We start from the raw sequence: 15333 nt of genomic DNA, 5'->3' as shown, positions 1-15333 counted from the left end.
GTTATAATGATAAAATATGATATATAAATTATATTGACAAAAAAAAATACTAGTGTTATTTTAAAAACATAGTCATTAGCACTCAAAGTTGATGAGTGCTAATAAAGAGGTGATAATGATGGAAGATAGAAAAATAAAAATTCTAGAAGCCATAATTAGGGATTATGTTGTAACAGGAGAACCTGTAGGCTCCAGAACAATTGCTAAAAAGTATGATTTAGGAGTTAGCTCAGCTACAATTAGAAATGAAATGGCTGATTTGGAGGAATTAGGTTATCTACAGCAATTACATAGTTCTTCCGGTAGGATACCATCAGACCTTGGATATAGGCTATATGTAGATAAGTTAATGCAATTAACAAAACTTACAGATGAAGAAAAGTTTTTAATTCAAAATAAGCTTATAGATAGGGCTATATACGAACTAGATAAAGTTGTTAATGAGGCAACAAGAATTTTAACTAGTCTAACTGATATGGTGTGTATAGTAAAGACACCGTCACTGAAAAAAAGTACAATAAAGCAAATTCAGCTGATTAGTATAGATAGAAATACTATACTTGTGGTAATAATAACGGATAGCGGACTTATTAAAAATGATATAATAAGAACGCAAAAACCTATAGAATCACATATACTATTAAAGTTAAATAATTTAGTTAACTTAAGACTATCAAATCTTTCTATAGAAGATATGGACCTTGAAGTTATAAACAATTTAAAAAATGACTTGACCGGTCATGATGATATTTTTAATGCGCTTATTCCTACTTTATATTCAACCCTTAAAAATATGGAATCTTCTAAAGTTTATGCAGAGGGAACCGTAAATATATTAAATTATCAAGAGTATAGTGATATAGAAAAGGCTAAGGAATTTTTTGAATTTGTAAATAATGAGGAGAATTTAAGACGATTATTAAATTTAGACGATAAAAGTAAAAAAATAAGAATAAATATAGGTATGGAAAATAATTTACAGCAAGCAAAAGAGTATAGCATAATAACGGCTTTTTATGGATTTAAAGATAAACCTCTTGGTACTATAGGGGTAATAGGGCCAACTAGAATGAATTATGATAGAGTTATTTCATCTATTATAAGTCTTGTAGAAGAATTAAATATTAATATTTTAAAAATATATAAATAGGTTCTATTATAGAAAATGAATGGAGGAATGATGTTTTGGTTATAAATAATGCTGATGAAAACATAAATAAAGAATCAGTAGATTTAGATGAACATATAGAGAGTGAAGAGTGCTGCTCTAACTGTGAAACTCAGTGTGAATGTGACAAAGAGGAAGCTAAAACAGAGCAATCTAAAGAAGAATTATTAGAGAAAGAATTGGAAGAACTTAGGGTGGAACATTCCAAACTAAAGGACGAGAATAAATTTACAGCAAATAGGCTTAAAGTTGTAGAGGATAAGTATTCAAGTCTTTTTAATGAATATGAAAATTATAGAAAAAGAACTGCAAAAGAAAAGGAAAACATCTTCAATGATTCTTGTGGAGATGTACTAAAAGAATTTTTACCTGTTTTAGATAACTTAGAAAGAGCAATAGATGCTGGTGGTTCTTTAGAGGAACTTAAGATAGGTGTGGAAATGACTTTGAAAGGTTTTAAAGCTGCCTTTGAAAAGTTATCAGTTGAAGAAATATCAACTAATGAAGGATTTGATCCAAATTATCATAATGCAGTAATGCATGTTGAAGATAAAGAGTATGGTCAAAATCAAATAGTTGAAGTTTTCCAAAAAGGATACAAAAGAGAAGAAAAAGTTATAAGACATAGCATGGTAAAAGTTGCAAATTAGCTAAATTACTAAAATCTTAATATATTGAATAAAATTTCGTAAACTAGGAGGTACAAAAAATGGCAAAAATTATAGGTATTGATTTAGGTACAACAAATTCTTGTGTATCAGTTATGGAGGGTGGAGATCCAGTAGTAATTCCTAACGCAGAAGGAGCTAGAACAACTCCATCAGTAGTTTCTTTTCAAGCAGATGGTTCAAGATTAGTGGGGCAAGTTGCAAAGAGACAATCAATTACAAACCCAGATAAAACAATAATTTCTATTAAAAGATATATGGGAACTGACCATAAAACAGTAATAGATGGAAAAGAATATACACCTCAAGAAATTTCAGCAATGACTCTTCAAAAATTAAAAGCAGATGCTGAAGCATATTTAGGAGAAAAAGTTACAGAAGCAGTTATTACTGTTCCAGCATATTTTAATGATAGTGAAAGACAAGCAACTAAAGATGCTGGTAAAATCGCAGGATTAAATGTAAGAAGAATTATAAATGAACCAACAGCAGCAGCACTTGCATATGGTCTTGATAAAATGGATTCAAACCATAAAATATTAGTATATGACTTAGGGGGAGGAACTTTTGACGTATCTATTCTAGAATTAGGAGATGGAGTTTTCGAAGTTCTTGCTACTAATGGAGATACTAAATTAGGTGGAGACGATTTCGACCAAAAAGTTATAGATTATATAGCAGACACATTTAAAGCAGAAAATGGAATTGATTTAAAAGGAGATAAAATGGCTCTTCAAAGATTAAAAGAAGCAGCTGAGAAAGCTAAGATTGAATTATCTTCATCAAATCAAACAAATATTAACCTTCCATTTATAACAGCTGATGCTACAGGACCAAAACATATAGATATGAATATAACAAGAGCTAAGTTTAATGAACTTACAGCTGACTTAGTTCAAAGAACAATAGAACCTATTAAAAAAGCTTTAAGTGATTCAGGCTTAAGTATTAATGACATAGAGAAAGTTATATTAGTTGGTGGTTCTACAAGAATACCAGCAGTACAAGAAGCTGTTAAGAACTTTACAGGAAAAGAACCTTCAAAAGGAGTTAACCCAGATGAGTGTGTTGCAATGGGAGCAGCAGTTCAAGCAGGTGTACTTACAGGCGAAGTTAAAGATATATTACTTCTTGATGTAACACCATTAACTCTTGGAATTGAAACTCTAGGGGGAGTAGCAACTCCTCTTATTGAAAGAAATACAACAATACCAGCTAAGAAGAGTCAAATATTCTCAACAGCAGCAGATAGCCAAACTTCAGTGGAAATTCATGTAGTTCAAGGTGAAAGACAAATGGCTACAGATAATAAAACATTAGGAAGATTTACTTTATCAGGAATAGCTCCAGCACCAAGAGGAATTCCTCAAATCGAAGTAACTTTTGATATAGATGCTAACGGTATAGTTAATGTTTCTGCAAAAGATAAGGGAACAGGAAAAGAGGCTAACATAACAATTACAGCTTCAACAAATCTTTCAGATGATGATATAAATAAAGCTGTAGAAGAAGCACAAAAATTTGAAGAAGAAGATAAGAAGAGAAAAGAAGCAATAGATACTAAAAACAATGCTGATCAAATAGCATATCAAACAGAAAGCACTTTAAAAGAATTAGGTGATAAGGTATCTGCAGAAGATAAGAGTAAGGTAGAAGCTAAGCTAGAAGAATTAAAGAAAGTTAAAGATGGAGAAGACATAGAAGCTATAAAGAAAGCTACAGAAGAGTTAACTCAAGAATTCTATGCTGTATCATCTAAAATGTATCAAGCAGCTAACCCAGAAGGTGCCCAAGGTTTTGATCCAAATGCGCAAAATGCAACAGGAGCAGACCAAAATACAGATAAAAAAGATGATAATGTAGTAGATGCAGATTATGAAGTAAATGACGATAAATAAAATATAAATAAACAATTTAATTAAGGGAAGGGTTCTTACCCATCCCTTAATTTTAGGGTAAAATTATTTAAAAGTTTTAGTAGGCATTATATAGTATAAACTTGATTTTGTAATTAGGTGGTGAAAAGCATGGCAAGAGACTATTATGAAGTATTAGGAATAGAAAAAGGTGCTGATGATGCACAGATAAAAAGAGCCTTTAAAAAGCTTGCTTTAAAATACCATCCAGATAGAAATCCAGAAGACAAGGAAGCAGAAGAAAAATTTAAAGAAATAAATGAGGCTTACCAAGTTTTATCAGATTCAGAAAAAAGAGCTAGATATGATCAATTTGGAACAACTGATTTTTCTGGCGGATTTGATGGAGGTTTTGGTGGCGCCGGATTCGACTTCTCAGACTTAGGCGATATTTTTGGAGATATATTTGGTGGAGGTTTTGGTGGTTTTGGGGGTGGTAGAAGAAACCCTAACGCACCAAGAAAAGGTGAAGATTTAGAAACTACTATAAATTTAACTTTTGAAGAGGCAGTATTTGGATGCGAAAAAGAACTTAAAATAAATAAGCATGAACACTGTACCACATGTAAGGGGAATGGAGCGAAGCCAGGAACTTCACCGAAAACTTGTGATAAGTGTGGTGGGACAGGTAGAATAACCATTCAAAAAAGAACTGCATTTGGTGCTTTCTCAACTCAAACTACCTGTGATAAATGTAGTGGATTAGGTACTTATATAGAAGAAAAATGTACAACATGTAGGGGAACTGGAAGACTTAAAAAGCAAAAGAAAATTTCAATAAAAGTTCCTGCAGGAGTTGATACAGGAAATATAATACCTATTAGAGGACAGGGTGAACCTGGTGATAATAAGGGTCCTTCAGGTGATTTATATGTTCATATAAGGGTGTCAAATCATAATATTTTCGAAAGAAGAGGTTTTGATATTTATATAGACCAACATATAAGTGTAGGCAAGGCTATTTTAGGAACAGAACTTAAAGTTCCTACGGTAGATGGTGAAGTTATATATAAAGTACCAGAGGGAACTCAATCTAATACGGTGTTTAGACTTAAAAACAAAGGAGTTCCTAAAGTAAATGGAGTTGGTCGTGGTGATCAATATGTTAAGGTTATAGTTGATATACCTAAAAAGTTAAGTGAAGAACAAAAAAAGGCACTACTTAACTTTATGGAAGCTTCAGGTGAAGAAGTACAAGTGAAAAAAGAAGAGCATAAAGGTTTATTTGATTCTCTTAAGAGAAAAAAATAGATTTCTTAAGGATGGTTTAATTATTAGTTTTACTAATAATTAAAAAACCATCCTTTTTATTTTATAATGATTTAAATGTTTTTATAAAGTTTATTGATGCAAAAGTGTATTAATGGTATAATACATTTAAAAGTATGTATTAATACGTTAATACATAAATATTTACATAAAGGGGTGGGGTTATGATCCAAGTTAAAAATGCAACTAAAAGGTACAAAAAAATAATGGCAATGGATGGATTAAGTTTTGATGTAAAGGAGGGGAAGATTACAGCGCTTTTGGGTTTAAATGGTGCAGGGAAATCTACTTCTATAAAAGCTATTATGGGGATTGTCAAATTGGACTCAGGGGAGATTTTATTAGATGGTGGACCTGTTAATTATAAGACTTATGATAAGTTGGCATTAATACCGGATGTAAGTATTCATTATCCTAATATGACTATAAAAGAAATGTTTCAGTATATGGAAGTTTTTTATAAGAATTGGGATATGAAAAAAGCTTATAAAATGTTAGAAAAATTTAAATTAGAGGGCAATAGAAAGATTTCCGAATTATCCAAAGGAAATTTAGCTAGGGTAAAACTTATATCAGGTTTTGCTCAATGTCCAAAATACTTATTAATGGATGAACCTTTTTCGGGCATAGATATATTTGCAAGAGAAGATTTTATAAGTTCTATGATAAATTACATGGAGGATGGTATGGCTATTCTTTTAACTACCCATGAAATTAAAGAAATAGAACATATAGCGGAAGAAGTTATATTAGTAGATGAAGGTAAAGTTGTAAAGCACTTTGATGTAGAGAAAGTAAGGGAAGAAGAAGGTATGTCTATAGTAGATAAACTAAGGGAGGTATATAGGGGTGAATAGTAAGGGCGAAAATAAATTTTTAGTTCTATTAAATAATGAAGTTTCCCGAAGCGTAAAATTTATGATTCCAGGATTTATATTATTTTTTATAGCACACATATTAATAGTGGTTAGAGGGATAAATTATTTTAATAATGAAGTAAAGGGGTTTATTGGAGAGGGGAAAAGCATATCAGAGTATGTTAGCACAAGGGGGCTAATAAGTCTTAATAAAGTTTTTGAGAATAATCTTATTTTATTTTTGATTTGCTTTGGTGTTGCATTGATTCTTGTATATGCTATAGCTATATGGCTTAGAGAGTGGTACGGAAATAATAAAACTATATACACTTTATTAGTTTTACCAATATCCAAGCATAAGATTATTTTATCTAAATTCTGTGCTATATTTTTGTTGGGAACAACTTTTATATCAACTCAAATAGCGACTTTATTTGTAGATAATATAATTTTTAAAGCTTTTCTTAATAAGGAAGTAATGCAAAAAAGTAATCCTATAGAGGCTTTTTTAAATGGAAGTCGCATGCGAATTTTCCCCAAAAACCTTATAGAAATGAGTATTTATATACTAATTATTATAGCTATAGTAATGTTTATATTTAATGGAGTTTTAATAGAGAGAAGTTTTAAATTCAAGGGGATAATTTTAGATATAATATTATGTGCTGTAATTATAGCAGTATATATTATGCCAAGAACAAAAATGCATTTTTTTCTTGATGAATATTTGCTATATATAATTTTAATATCCATAATTATAGTTTTATTTAATTATTTTTCTGCTTATTATCTGCTAAGAAAAAAAATCAATATTTAAGGGGGGAGTAGAATGAAGAAGATTTATACCAGAATATTTCTTATATTTTCTATAGTGGTTATGGGTATTTATGTGGTTAATATTAAGGGGCAAGCAAGTAAAGATCCAAAGATATCAAAATTAGCTGGGGATATAAGTGTCTTGGGAAATAAAAAAATTAAAGTTATTAGTAGCAGTTCTATACTTAGGGGAAAGGAGCTATTACTATCTAAAAATGATGAAAAAGTAAGAAATGTGAAGATAGATTTTATGAACGTTAATTCAGAAAGGATTTTAAAAGACAGAAGTTTTTATAGAGGAAATGTTGATAACTCTGGAAATAAAACCTATGAAGATGATAAAGTAAAAATATTTATAGATAGTAAATTTCAATATGTTAGTTCGACAGGTAAGAGGTTTGAAACCATAAAAGTATCTTATAGAAATAAAGGGGAAGATTTACTTAAAAGATTTAAGTTTGATATACCTATTAATAATGGTTATTTACAAGTTTTAGATTTTAAGCCTGAAGGAAATAATATAAGGCTTGCTTATATTGTTAGGGGAGAGATGAATAAGTTAATAATAACGACCATTGATCCTATAAAGGAAAGTATTAAAGAGGATAAATCCATTTTACTTGAAGATATTGTGAATGAAAAGTCAGATTATAGTGTATCTGGTTATATATACAATAATAAACTTTACATAAGTACATCTATTTCAAAAGAAGGTAAGGATGAAACTTATATAATGTCTATATTAGATTTAAAAGATTATAGTATTAAAAAGCATAACTATAAACCTAAAAGTGAAAAGATAATTCACTCTAAGACGGAATTAGGAAATGTCCATATAGATAATACTAAGATAAATAATAAAATTTATTATACAAAAAATCAAGGTTATAATATATATCTATGGAATTTTAATATGGATAATAATAAATTTGAAGAGGGTAGAGAAATTACTTTAGATACAAAGATTATAGAAAAGTTAAAAAGTGAAAAAGAGAAAACTGATATGTATATAAGATTAATAGAGGTAGATGGAAATAAGGCGTATTTTATAATTTCAAAATGTAGTAATGATGGTGTAACTATATTAAGTAAATATATTAATATAGTTGATACAGAAACAAATAAGAGTTTATATTTAGGGGAAATTAGTGCTTCTCAAGATAATAGTATTGAAGTTCTTAAGTAAATATAAAATAAAATTATAAGAGGGAGATATGACTATGAATATTAAAATTAATGATAAACAACCTATATATCTCCAAATAATATCTCATATTAAAAAAGAGATAATTGCTGGTAACATAAAATTAGGAGAAACAATACCATCTAGAAGGGAGCTTGCTGACATGATAAAAGTTAATCCCAATACAGTTCAGAGGGCGTATAAGGAGATGGAGATTATGGGACTGATTACTACTATGAGAAATTCTCAAAGTGAAATAACCTTAAACAAAGATTTGCTTAATGATATAAAAACTCAGTATATAGAAGAAAAATTTGAAGAATTTATAGAGAGTATGAAATCTATAAATATGGAAAAGAAAAAGGTGTTAGAGATCATAGATAAAAAATATTAAATATATTTTTAAACTGGAAAAATCTTTTTGTGAAAATTTATTGACAAAAAGATTTTTTTATCATAAGATAGTTTGCATAGAAACTAAAAGGTATGCATGCAAACTATTATAAGCTTATTAGGAGATAATAATATCATAATGTAAAATATACTGCTTTCTTTAAAAGTGTATTTTTAATAAATTAATTTTAACTTAAAATCTTTAAATACAATTTAATTAATAATTATTAGGAGTAAGCAATGAGAAATGATTCTTTTGAAATAGCAATGCTAATTAGGGAAATATATTCAAGTACTATGTGTATAGTTAGTGAGAGCTTAAAAGGTAGTGGTCTTACGCATCAGCAAATTATGGTGCTTAAATTAATCGCTCATAATGGACCAGTTAACATATCTCAATTATGTAGGGAGATGTCTTTAACAAAGGGAACTGTGTCAGGGATAATTTCAAGGTTAGAAGAGGCCGAATATGTAAGAAAAATTAAAGACGAAGATGATAAGAGGAATACTTATGTTACATTTTCAGGTAAGGGAAAAGAATTTGTAAATTCTTTTAGAAATAAAATAAATGAAAGCTTTGATAAAATATTTGAAAACTTCACAGAAGAAGAAATAAAGGAATTGAAAAATAACTTAATTAAATTTAAAAAAAAAATAAAATAAAGAATAGGAGATACGAAAGAAAATGGATAGTAAATTAATTTTTGCGATTATTACAATAACATTAGCACTTGTGTTTTATACAGTAGGTGTGTTTGGAGAGAGAAAAGCAAGAAGTCTTAATAAAAAGCATGTAATAATATTTTGGCTAGGACTGGTATGTGATACCATAGGTACAGTTACAATGAGCAAGATAGCAAACTCAGGCACGGCAGAGGTTACCCAAAATGGCTTAAATATTCATGCATATACAGGACTTGTAGCTATAGTATTAATGTTATTTCATGCAGTATGGGCAACTTGGGTCTTATATAAGAAGGACCAGGCTAAAAAAGAAACATTTCATAAATTCAGTTTCATAGTTTGGACTATTTGGTTAATTCCATATGTAATAGGTATGATAGTTGGTATGTCTTAAAGTTATATATTATAATTTAATGGGTTAAACTCTAAGTCGAGTTTTACCCATTTTTCTTTAATGTAAAGGTTTTTAAGAGTTTTAATTTTATGTGGAGAATTTGGGTAAGTTATTTTAAGTTTAAATTGAAGGAGTCTTATTTTACTTGTATAATTATTTGTAGACATAAAATGATTACAAGTGTAAAATATAAAATTAGTCGAAGAGTTATCAGAAAGGATTGATATACATGGAAGGAACTTGGAGAGAAGTTAGAGTAATAACTAAAAGTGAGGCTCTAGAGCCAGTATCAGGTATATTTTATGGATTAGATTGTAAAGGTGTTGCTATAGAGGACCCTAATGACATATTAGATAGGGAACAAGGCCCTTTAACTTGGGATTTTGCAGATATAAATATATTGGAGTATAAAGGGAATGCTGCTGTTGTAAAAGGTTATTTTGCAAAAGATGATGATATTAAAAGTATTATATCTTACATAGAAGGAAAAATTAACGAACTTAAAGATATGGGTATTGATGTTGGGAACGGTAAGGTAGAAGATAGGGAAATTTATGAACAAGACTGGGCAAATAACTGGAAAAAATATTATAAGCCAACAAAGATAAGTGAAAGAGTAGTAGTAAAACCTACTTGGGAAAGTTATGAAAAAAATCAAGATGAACTTATAATAGAGTTGGACCCAGGAATGGCCTTTGGAACTGGCACTCATGAAACTACTAGAATGTGTATAAAAGCACTAGAAGAAAATTTAACAAAAGAGAGCGAAGTATTTGATATAGGAACAGGGTCAGGAATACTTGCGATTGGTGCTAAAATATTGGGAGCTAAAGAAGTTAAAGCGGTGGATTTAGACCCAGTAGCTGTAGATGCGGCAAAGAAAAATGTAGAGATTAATAAAATAGATGGAATAGAAGTTTTAGAAGGGAACCTAATGGATGTTATTCATGGTAAGGCTGATATAGTAGTAGCTAACATTATAGCAGATATAATCTTATTTTTATGTGAAGACGTTAAAAGTTTCTTAAAGCCAGGTGGAAAGTTTATATCTTCTGGTATAATACTAGATAGAAAAAATGATGTAGAAGAAAAACTTAAAGAAGTAGGTTATAAAATATTAGAAGTTAAAAATGAAGGGGAATGGGTTTGCATAGTAGCTACATTATAATTTCGTTTTAGGAGAGGAGAAAATATGCATAAATTTTTTGTTCCTATAGAAAATTTTAATGAAAACGAAGTTGTCATTTTAGGTGATGATGTTAAACATATATATAAAGTTTTAAGACTTTCAGAAGGGCATACTGTAAGTATAAATAATTGCAATGGAAAAGAATACTTAGGTGAAATAAAAGAAATTTCTAAAAAAGAAGTAAGGGTTAGTATAATAGATGAATTAGAATCCTCTTTTGAAAGTCCTATAGAAGTTTATTTATTTCAAGGATTACCTAAAAGTACTAAAATGGACTTGATAGTTCAAAAGAATACGGAATTAGGGGTAAAAGAAATAACTCCTATTATAACAGGAAGAGTTGTTGTTAAGGCAGAACTAAAGGAGTTCAAAAAGGTTGAAAGATGGAATAGAATAGCACTAGAGGCTTCAAAACAATGTAAAAGAAGCATAGTTCCTAAGATAGGAGATCCTATAGAAATTAAAGAATTGATATCCTCTTTAAAGGACTATGACCTTGTTATTGTGCCTTATGAAAACGAAGAAAATCATGGGTTTAAATATGTTATGTCAAAGATTGACAAGAGTACTATTAAAAAGGTTGCTATAATAATTGGACCTGAGGGTGGATTTGAAGAAGATGAAATTAATAGCTTAAAAGAGATGGGAAGTTATATCGTAACTTTAGGGCCTAGAATATTAAGGACAGAAACAGCAGGATTTACTGCAGTGTCTCTAGTTTCTTATGAATTAGGTGACTTAGGAGGAATAGTATAATGAAGGTAGCTTTTTCAACCCTTGGCTGTAGAGTTAACGTATATGAGTCTGAGGCCATGGCAGAAAAATTTATAAAAGAAGGATATGAGCATGTTTCTTTTGAAGAATTTGCTGATGTTTATGTTATAAATACATGTTCAGTTACAAATATGGGTGATAAGAAGTCTAGGCAGATGATAGGAAGAGCAAGAAGAATTAATAAGGATGCAATAATTGCAGTTGTTGGATGCTACTCTCAAATATCTCCAGATGATATAAAGCAAATAGAAGGTGTCGATGTAGTCTTAGGCACAAGGAATAAAAGTGAGATAGTATACTGGGTAAATAGATCAAGAGAAGAGAAAAAACAATTTGTAGAAGTAAACGATGTTTTAAAAAATAAAAAATTTGATGAACTTGACATAGAAGAATATCAAGATAAAACAAGGGCATTTCTAAAAATACAAGATGGGTGCAATAGATTTTGTTCATACTGTTTAATACCATATGCTAGAGGTGCCGTTTGTAGTAAAGAGCCTAGTAAAGTGATAGAAGAGTGCATGAAACTTGCATCTCATGGCTTTAAGGAGATTATTTTATCTGGTATACATATTGCATCGTATGGGCTTGATTTAAAAGAAGATATAGACCTTGTTAAAATTATAAGAAAAATAAATGAAATAGATGGCATAGAAAGAATTAGAATTGGTTCTGTAGATCCTAGCTTTTTTAAGGAAAATGTTATAGAAGAAATAGCTAGTTTTGAAAAGCTTTGCCCACACTATCACCTTTCTCTTCAAAGCGGATGTGATGAAACCTTAAAAAGGATGAATAGACCATATAATATAGATGAATACAGAATAACAGTAGAAAACTTAAGAAAATATATAAAAGATGTTTCCATAACTACTGATATAATAGTTGGATTCCCAGGAGAAACTGAAGAAGAGTTTAATAAGACCTATGAATTCTTAAAAGACATAAAATTATCCAAAATGCACATATTTAAATATAGTAATAGAAAAGGAACTAGAGCTGATAAGATGGAGAATCAGGTTTATGGTAATAAAAAGGAAGATAGAAGCTCTAAATTGATAGAACTTAACTCTAGGTTAGAAAACGAATTTATGGAGAAGTTTATAGGTAGGGAGTCAAAAGTTTTATTTGAACAAAAACTAAAGGGTGAAGAAAATGTATACGAAGGATATACTAGAAACTATTTGAAAGTTATTTGTAATAGTGATGAGAATATACAGGGTAAAATTTTGGATGTAAGATTAAGCAAGATTGAAAATGATTATATATATGGTATTATTATATAATATATCCCTTGTTTTTTAAGGAGGTGAAATCGGTGACAGATTGTATTTTTTGCAAGATAGTAAAAGGTGAAATACCATCAGAAAAAATCTATGAAGATGAATTAGTCTACTGTTTTAAAGATATTACTCCTACAGCACCAATTCATTACTTAGTAATTCCTAAAAGTCATATTGCTAATTTGAATGAACTTACAGAAGAAAATAGTAAGGTTATATCAAATATTTATATGGCAATAAAGAAAATAGCTGAAGAGTGTGGAATTAGTGAAAATGGGTATAGAGTGGTTACTAACTGCGGAGACCATGGCGGACAAACAGTTCATCATATTCATTTTCATTTAATAGGTGGAAGAAACCTAAATTGGCCACCAGGATAAGCTAAAATCAACGCAATTTTATATTGACATATTCTTTGAAAATGTTGTATAATTTATACCGTGCTATTTATTCCCACAATAGTTCTAAATTATGCATTAAAACAAGCGGAGGGAGGGATATAGATGTCAGAAATAAAAGTAAGAGATAACGAGTCATTAGAAAGTGCTTTAAAAAGATTTAAGAGAGAATGCGCTAAGTCCGGTGTTCTTGCTGAAGTAAGAAAGAGAGAACACTACGAGAAACCAAGCGTAAGGAGAAAGAAAAAATCAGAAGCTGCGAAGAGAAGAAAGAGAAAATAGTTTGTTTTGAAAGAGGGTAAGTTTCAATGTCCTTAAAGGAAGTATTGCAACAAGATTGGAAAGACGCTGTAAAAGCTAAAGATAAACTTAAAACTAGTGTAATTAGTATGGCAAAAGCAGCTGTTCTGCTTTATGAAAAAAGTAGTGCTTCAAGTGAGGTTACTGATGATATAGTAATTGATATTATATCTAAAGAAATAAAACAAAGACGTGAAGCTATTGTAGAGTTTGAAAAAGGAAACAGAACTGATTTAATTAAAGCAGCCCAAGAAGAAATCGAAATACTTTTAAAATACCTTCCTCAGCAGTTGACAGAAAATGAAATAAAAGAAATTATTGAAAAATCAGCTACAGAAGTGGGAGCAAGTAGTATGAAGGATATGGGAAAACTAATGTCTGCCTTAGTTCCTAAAACTAAAGGAAAAGCAGATGGTAAATTAGTCAGTACCTTGGTAAAAGAATACTTAAATAAATAAAAAAGCAGAGGCTCAGAGAAATCTGAGTCTTTTTATTTTATACAAAATTATCTGAATCTATCATTAAATTAAGGAATCTTTCATAAATTTAATATGAAAATTTCTTTTGTGAGGTGATTGTTTTGGGGAAGTTAATAAAAAATTCTAAAATGAAGATAGCAAAAACTTTTGATATGCCAAGAGAAGCTCTTTTTGATATTCCTAGGTTCACTATAACTGCAAATAAAGAGATAACAGTAGAGAATCACAAAGGTATACTTAGTTTCAAGAAAGAAAAGATAAAGCTTAAAACATCTATAGGAGATATATCTATAAAAGGAAATGATTTTGAAATACTGTTTCTTGGGGCTAATACTATAACATTAAGTGGTAAATTTACATCTCTTGACTATGAAAGAAGTGATATGGAAAATGAATAGAGGTAAGATTAAATTAGAGATAGTATGTATTTCTCCGGAAAACTTTTTAAATCTTCTATGGAGAGAAGGTGTATTTATAGAAGATGTTAAGAAACACAGCATAGCTTCCTATAGCTTTAAAATAAATGCTAAAGATTTTAATTACTTAAAACAATTATCAGAAGAAAATAAGGTTAGGATAAAAGTTATAAAATCTTTTGGATTATTTAATTTAATAGGAAAAATAAAAAAAAGAAAGGCTTTTGTTTTAGGTATATTTTTATTTTTATTTATAATTTATTATTTTTCTCAATTTATATGGTTGATAGATATTAATACTGAGAACAATGTATCTCCTTATGAAATTAGAACTAAGTTAAATGAAGTAGGGGTTAAGCCAGGTATAAGAAAAAAAGATTTAAATATATTTAATTTAGAGAACATCATTTTAAATAGCAATAAAAGCGTAGTTTGGACTAGAGTAAGGATAGAGGGAACAAAATTAAAAGTTGAGATTTCAGAGAGACAAAATCCACCTAAAATTAAAGAAGATAATATTCCATGCGATATAGTTGCAAAAAAAGATGGTGTAATTCAAAGGGTATATACTAAATCAGGGACAGCAATTGTAGAAGAGGGACAGGTTGTGAAAAAAGGAGATATATTAGTTAAAGGGGAACAGGGGAAAGAAGATAGCAAATATGAAGTAAAAGCAGAGGGAGACGTAATAGCGAAGACTTTTTATGAAAATACTAAAAAGATCAAGATTCCAATTGTAAAAAGAACTAGGACAGGGAAGACTTTCACTAATAGATATATAAAGATTAAGAATAAAAAAATTTATATTAAAAACGATTTAAATAAGTTTAAGAAGTATGATAAAATAGAAGATAATAATGGAATAATAAAAAAAGAAGTATATTATGAAGTGGAGGAAACTAAGTTTACAAGACAAGATGAGAAGAAGATGGTAAGTGAAGAACTTATTAAATTATATTCGGATATAAGAATAAACTTCAATAATGATATTAAAGTTATCCAAAAGATAGATGATTCAAATAGGGAATCTGATTACTATGATTTAAGGGTGCTTGTTATTGCTGAAGAGGACATAGGAGAAGACAAAGCAATCGAAAGAGAGAAGATAGAAGAGAAAAATCATGAAGAGATAGAAAATCAAAATTAAAA

General features: G+C 29.5%; 18 protein-coding genes. All 18 read left to right on the top strand.

Features of this window, described 5'->3' with window-relative positions; translation table 11 throughout:
* The first annotated feature begins 118 nt into the window (after positions 1–118).
* On the top strand, positions 119–1150 hold the full coding sequence (gene hrcA / locus FGL08_RS07975) for a heat-inducible transcriptional repressor HrcA (RefSeq protein ID WP_243117959.1): 1032 nt from the start codon (positions 119–121) through the stop codon (positions 1148–1150).
* Between the two features lie 35 nt (positions 1151–1185).
* Positions 1186–1818: a nucleotide exchange factor GrpE gene (grpE, locus tag FGL08_RS07970; protein WP_243117958.1), complete on the top strand. Its 633-nt coding sequence runs from the start codon at positions 1186–1188 to the stop codon at positions 1816–1818.
* A 59-nt stretch (positions 1819–1877) separates the two neighbouring features.
* Positions 1878–3734, top strand: coding sequence for a molecular chaperone DnaK (dnaK, locus tag FGL08_RS07965; RefSeq protein WP_138210283.1), 1857 nt, complete (start codon positions 1878–1880; stop codon positions 3732–3734).
* 129 nt (positions 3735–3863) lie between these two features.
* Positions 3864–5003 carry a molecular chaperone DnaJ gene (gene dnaJ / locus FGL08_RS07960; RefSeq protein WP_138210282.1) on the top strand — a complete coding sequence of 380 codons (1140 nt, stop codon included), beginning with the start codon at positions 3864–3866 and terminating at the stop codon, positions 5001–5003.
* 182 nt (positions 5004–5185) lie between these two features.
* Positions 5186–5878, top strand: coding sequence for an ABC transporter ATP-binding protein (locus FGL08_RS07955; RefSeq protein WP_138210281.1), 693 nt, complete (start codon positions 5186–5188; stop codon positions 5876–5878).
* Entirely contained in the window at positions 5871–6695 is an 825-nt protein-coding gene (locus tag FGL08_RS07950; RefSeq protein WP_138210280.1) for a hypothetical protein, read from the top strand. Before FGL08_RS07955 ends, FGL08_RS07950 begins: the two co-directional genes overlap by 8 nt.
* A 12-nt stretch (positions 6696–6707) precedes the next feature.
* Complete coding sequence (locus FGL08_RS07945) at positions 6708–7880, top strand: hypothetical protein (RefSeq protein WP_138210279.1); 1173 nt, start codon at positions 6708–6710, stop codon at positions 7878–7880.
* Positions 7881–7914: 34 nt separating this feature from the next.
* Complete coding sequence (locus tag FGL08_RS07940) at positions 7915–8271, top strand: GntR family transcriptional regulator (RefSeq protein ID WP_138210278.1); 357 nt, start codon at positions 7915–7917, stop codon at positions 8269–8271.
* Between the two features lie 239 nt (positions 8272–8510).
* The gene (locus FGL08_RS07935; protein ID WP_138210277.1) at positions 8511–8933 is read left to right on the top strand and encodes a MarR family winged helix-turn-helix transcriptional regulator; all 423 of its coding nucleotides are present in this window, start codon (positions 8511–8513) and stop codon (positions 8931–8933) included.
* 22 nt (positions 8934–8955) lie between these two features.
* Positions 8956–9348 (top strand): HsmA family protein, encoded by a 393-nt coding sequence (locus FGL08_RS07930; RefSeq protein ID WP_138210276.1) that lies wholly within the window; start codon positions 8956–8958, stop codon positions 9346–9348.
* A 229-nt stretch (positions 9349–9577) separates the two neighbouring features.
* A complete protein-coding gene (gene prmA, locus FGL08_RS07925) occupies positions 9578–10516 on the top strand; it encodes a 50S ribosomal protein L11 methyltransferase (RefSeq protein WP_138210275.1) in 939 nt (312 codons plus the stop codon).
* Between the two features lie 24 nt (positions 10517–10540).
* Entirely contained in the window at positions 10541–11293 is a 753-nt protein-coding gene (locus FGL08_RS07920; protein ID WP_138210274.1) for a 16S rRNA (uracil(1498)-N(3))-methyltransferase, read from the top strand.
* Positions 11293–12594, top strand: a complete 1302-nt coding sequence (gene mtaB / locus FGL08_RS07915; RefSeq protein ID WP_138210273.1) for a tRNA (N(6)-L-threonylcarbamoyladenosine(37)-C(2))-methylthiotransferase MtaB — start codon at positions 11293–11295, stop codon at positions 12592–12594. Before FGL08_RS07920 ends, mtaB begins: the two co-directional genes overlap by 1 nt.
* Before the next feature lie 32 nt (positions 12595–12626).
* Positions 12627–12971: a histidine triad nucleotide-binding protein gene (locus FGL08_RS07910; protein ID WP_138210272.1), complete on the top strand. Its 345-nt coding sequence runs from the start codon at positions 12627–12629 to the stop codon at positions 12969–12971.
* A 123-nt stretch (positions 12972–13094) separates the two neighbouring features.
* Positions 13095–13271 (top strand): 30S ribosomal protein S21, encoded by a 177-nt coding sequence (gene rpsU, locus FGL08_RS07905; RefSeq protein ID WP_138210271.1) that lies wholly within the window; start codon positions 13095–13097, stop codon positions 13269–13271.
* 26 nt (positions 13272–13297) lie between these two features.
* Entirely contained in the window at positions 13298–13747 is a 450-nt protein-coding gene (locus FGL08_RS07900; protein WP_138210270.1) for a GatB/YqeY domain-containing protein, read from the top strand.
* Between the two features lie 122 nt (positions 13748–13869).
* Complete coding sequence (gene yqfC / locus FGL08_RS07895) at positions 13870–14166, top strand: sporulation protein YqfC (RefSeq protein ID WP_243117957.1); 297 nt, start codon at positions 13870–13872, stop codon at positions 14164–14166.
* Entirely contained in the window at positions 14159–15331 is a 1173-nt protein-coding gene (gene yqfD / locus FGL08_RS07890) for a sporulation protein YqfD (RefSeq protein ID WP_171012018.1), read from the top strand. Before yqfC ends, yqfD begins: the two co-directional genes overlap by 8 nt.
* The last annotated feature ends 2 nt before the right edge of the window (positions 15332–15333 follow it).

The sequence above is a fragment of the Hathewaya histolytica genome, assembly GCF_901482605.1.
In the GTDB taxonomy this organism is placed as follows: Bacteria; Bacillota; Clostridia; order Clostridiales; family Clostridiaceae; genus Hathewaya; species Hathewaya histolytica.
This window is presented reverse-complemented; position numbering and strand designations above follow the sequence as displayed.

Excerpts from the sequence above, each read along its gene's own strand:
- hrcA (WP_243117959.1), top strand. The coding sequence starts at position 119 with ATGGAAGATAGAAAAATAAAAATTCTAGAAGCCATAATTAGGGATTAT.
- dnaK (WP_138210283.1), top strand. The coding sequence starts at position 1,878 with ATGGCAAAAATTATAGGTATTGATTTAGGTACAACAAATTCTTGTGTA.
- dnaJ (WP_138210282.1), top strand. The coding sequence starts at position 3,864 with ATGGCAAGAGACTATTATGAAGTATTAGGAATAGAAAAAGGTGCTGAT.
- FGL08_RS07955 (WP_138210281.1), top strand. The coding sequence starts at position 5,186 with ATGATCCAAGTTAAAAATGCAACTAAAAGGTACAAAAAAATAATGGCA.
- FGL08_RS07945 (WP_138210279.1), top strand. The coding sequence starts at position 6,708 with ATGAAGAAGATTTATACCAGAATATTTCTTATATTTTCTATAGTGGTT.
- FGL08_RS07940 (WP_138210278.1), top strand. The coding sequence starts at position 7,915 with ATGAATATTAAAATTAATGATAAACAACCTATATATCTCCAAATAATA.
- FGL08_RS07935 (WP_138210277.1), top strand. The coding sequence starts at position 8,511 with ATGAGAAATGATTCTTTTGAAATAGCAATGCTAATTAGGGAAATATAT.
- FGL08_RS07930 (WP_138210276.1), top strand. The coding sequence starts at position 8,956 with ATGGATAGTAAATTAATTTTTGCGATTATTACAATAACATTAGCACTT.
- prmA (WP_138210275.1), top strand. The coding sequence starts at position 9,578 with ATGGAAGGAACTTGGAGAGAAGTTAGAGTAATAACTAAAAGTGAGGCT.
- FGL08_RS07920 (WP_138210274.1), top strand. The coding sequence starts at position 10,541 with ATGCATAAATTTTTTGTTCCTATAGAAAATTTTAATGAAAACGAAGTT.
- mtaB (WP_138210273.1), top strand. The coding sequence starts at position 11,293 with ATGAAGGTAGCTTTTTCAACCCTTGGCTGTAGAGTTAACGTATATGAG.
- rpsU (WP_138210271.1), top strand. The coding sequence starts at position 13,095 with ATGTCAGAAATAAAAGTAAGAGATAACGAGTCATTAGAAAGTGCTTTA.
- FGL08_RS07900 (WP_138210270.1), top strand. The coding sequence starts at position 13,298 with ATGTCCTTAAAGGAAGTATTGCAACAAGATTGGAAAGACGCTGTAAAA.
- yqfD (WP_171012018.1), top strand. The coding sequence starts at position 14,159 with ATGAATAGAGGTAAGATTAAATTAGAGATAGTATGTATTTCTCCGGAA.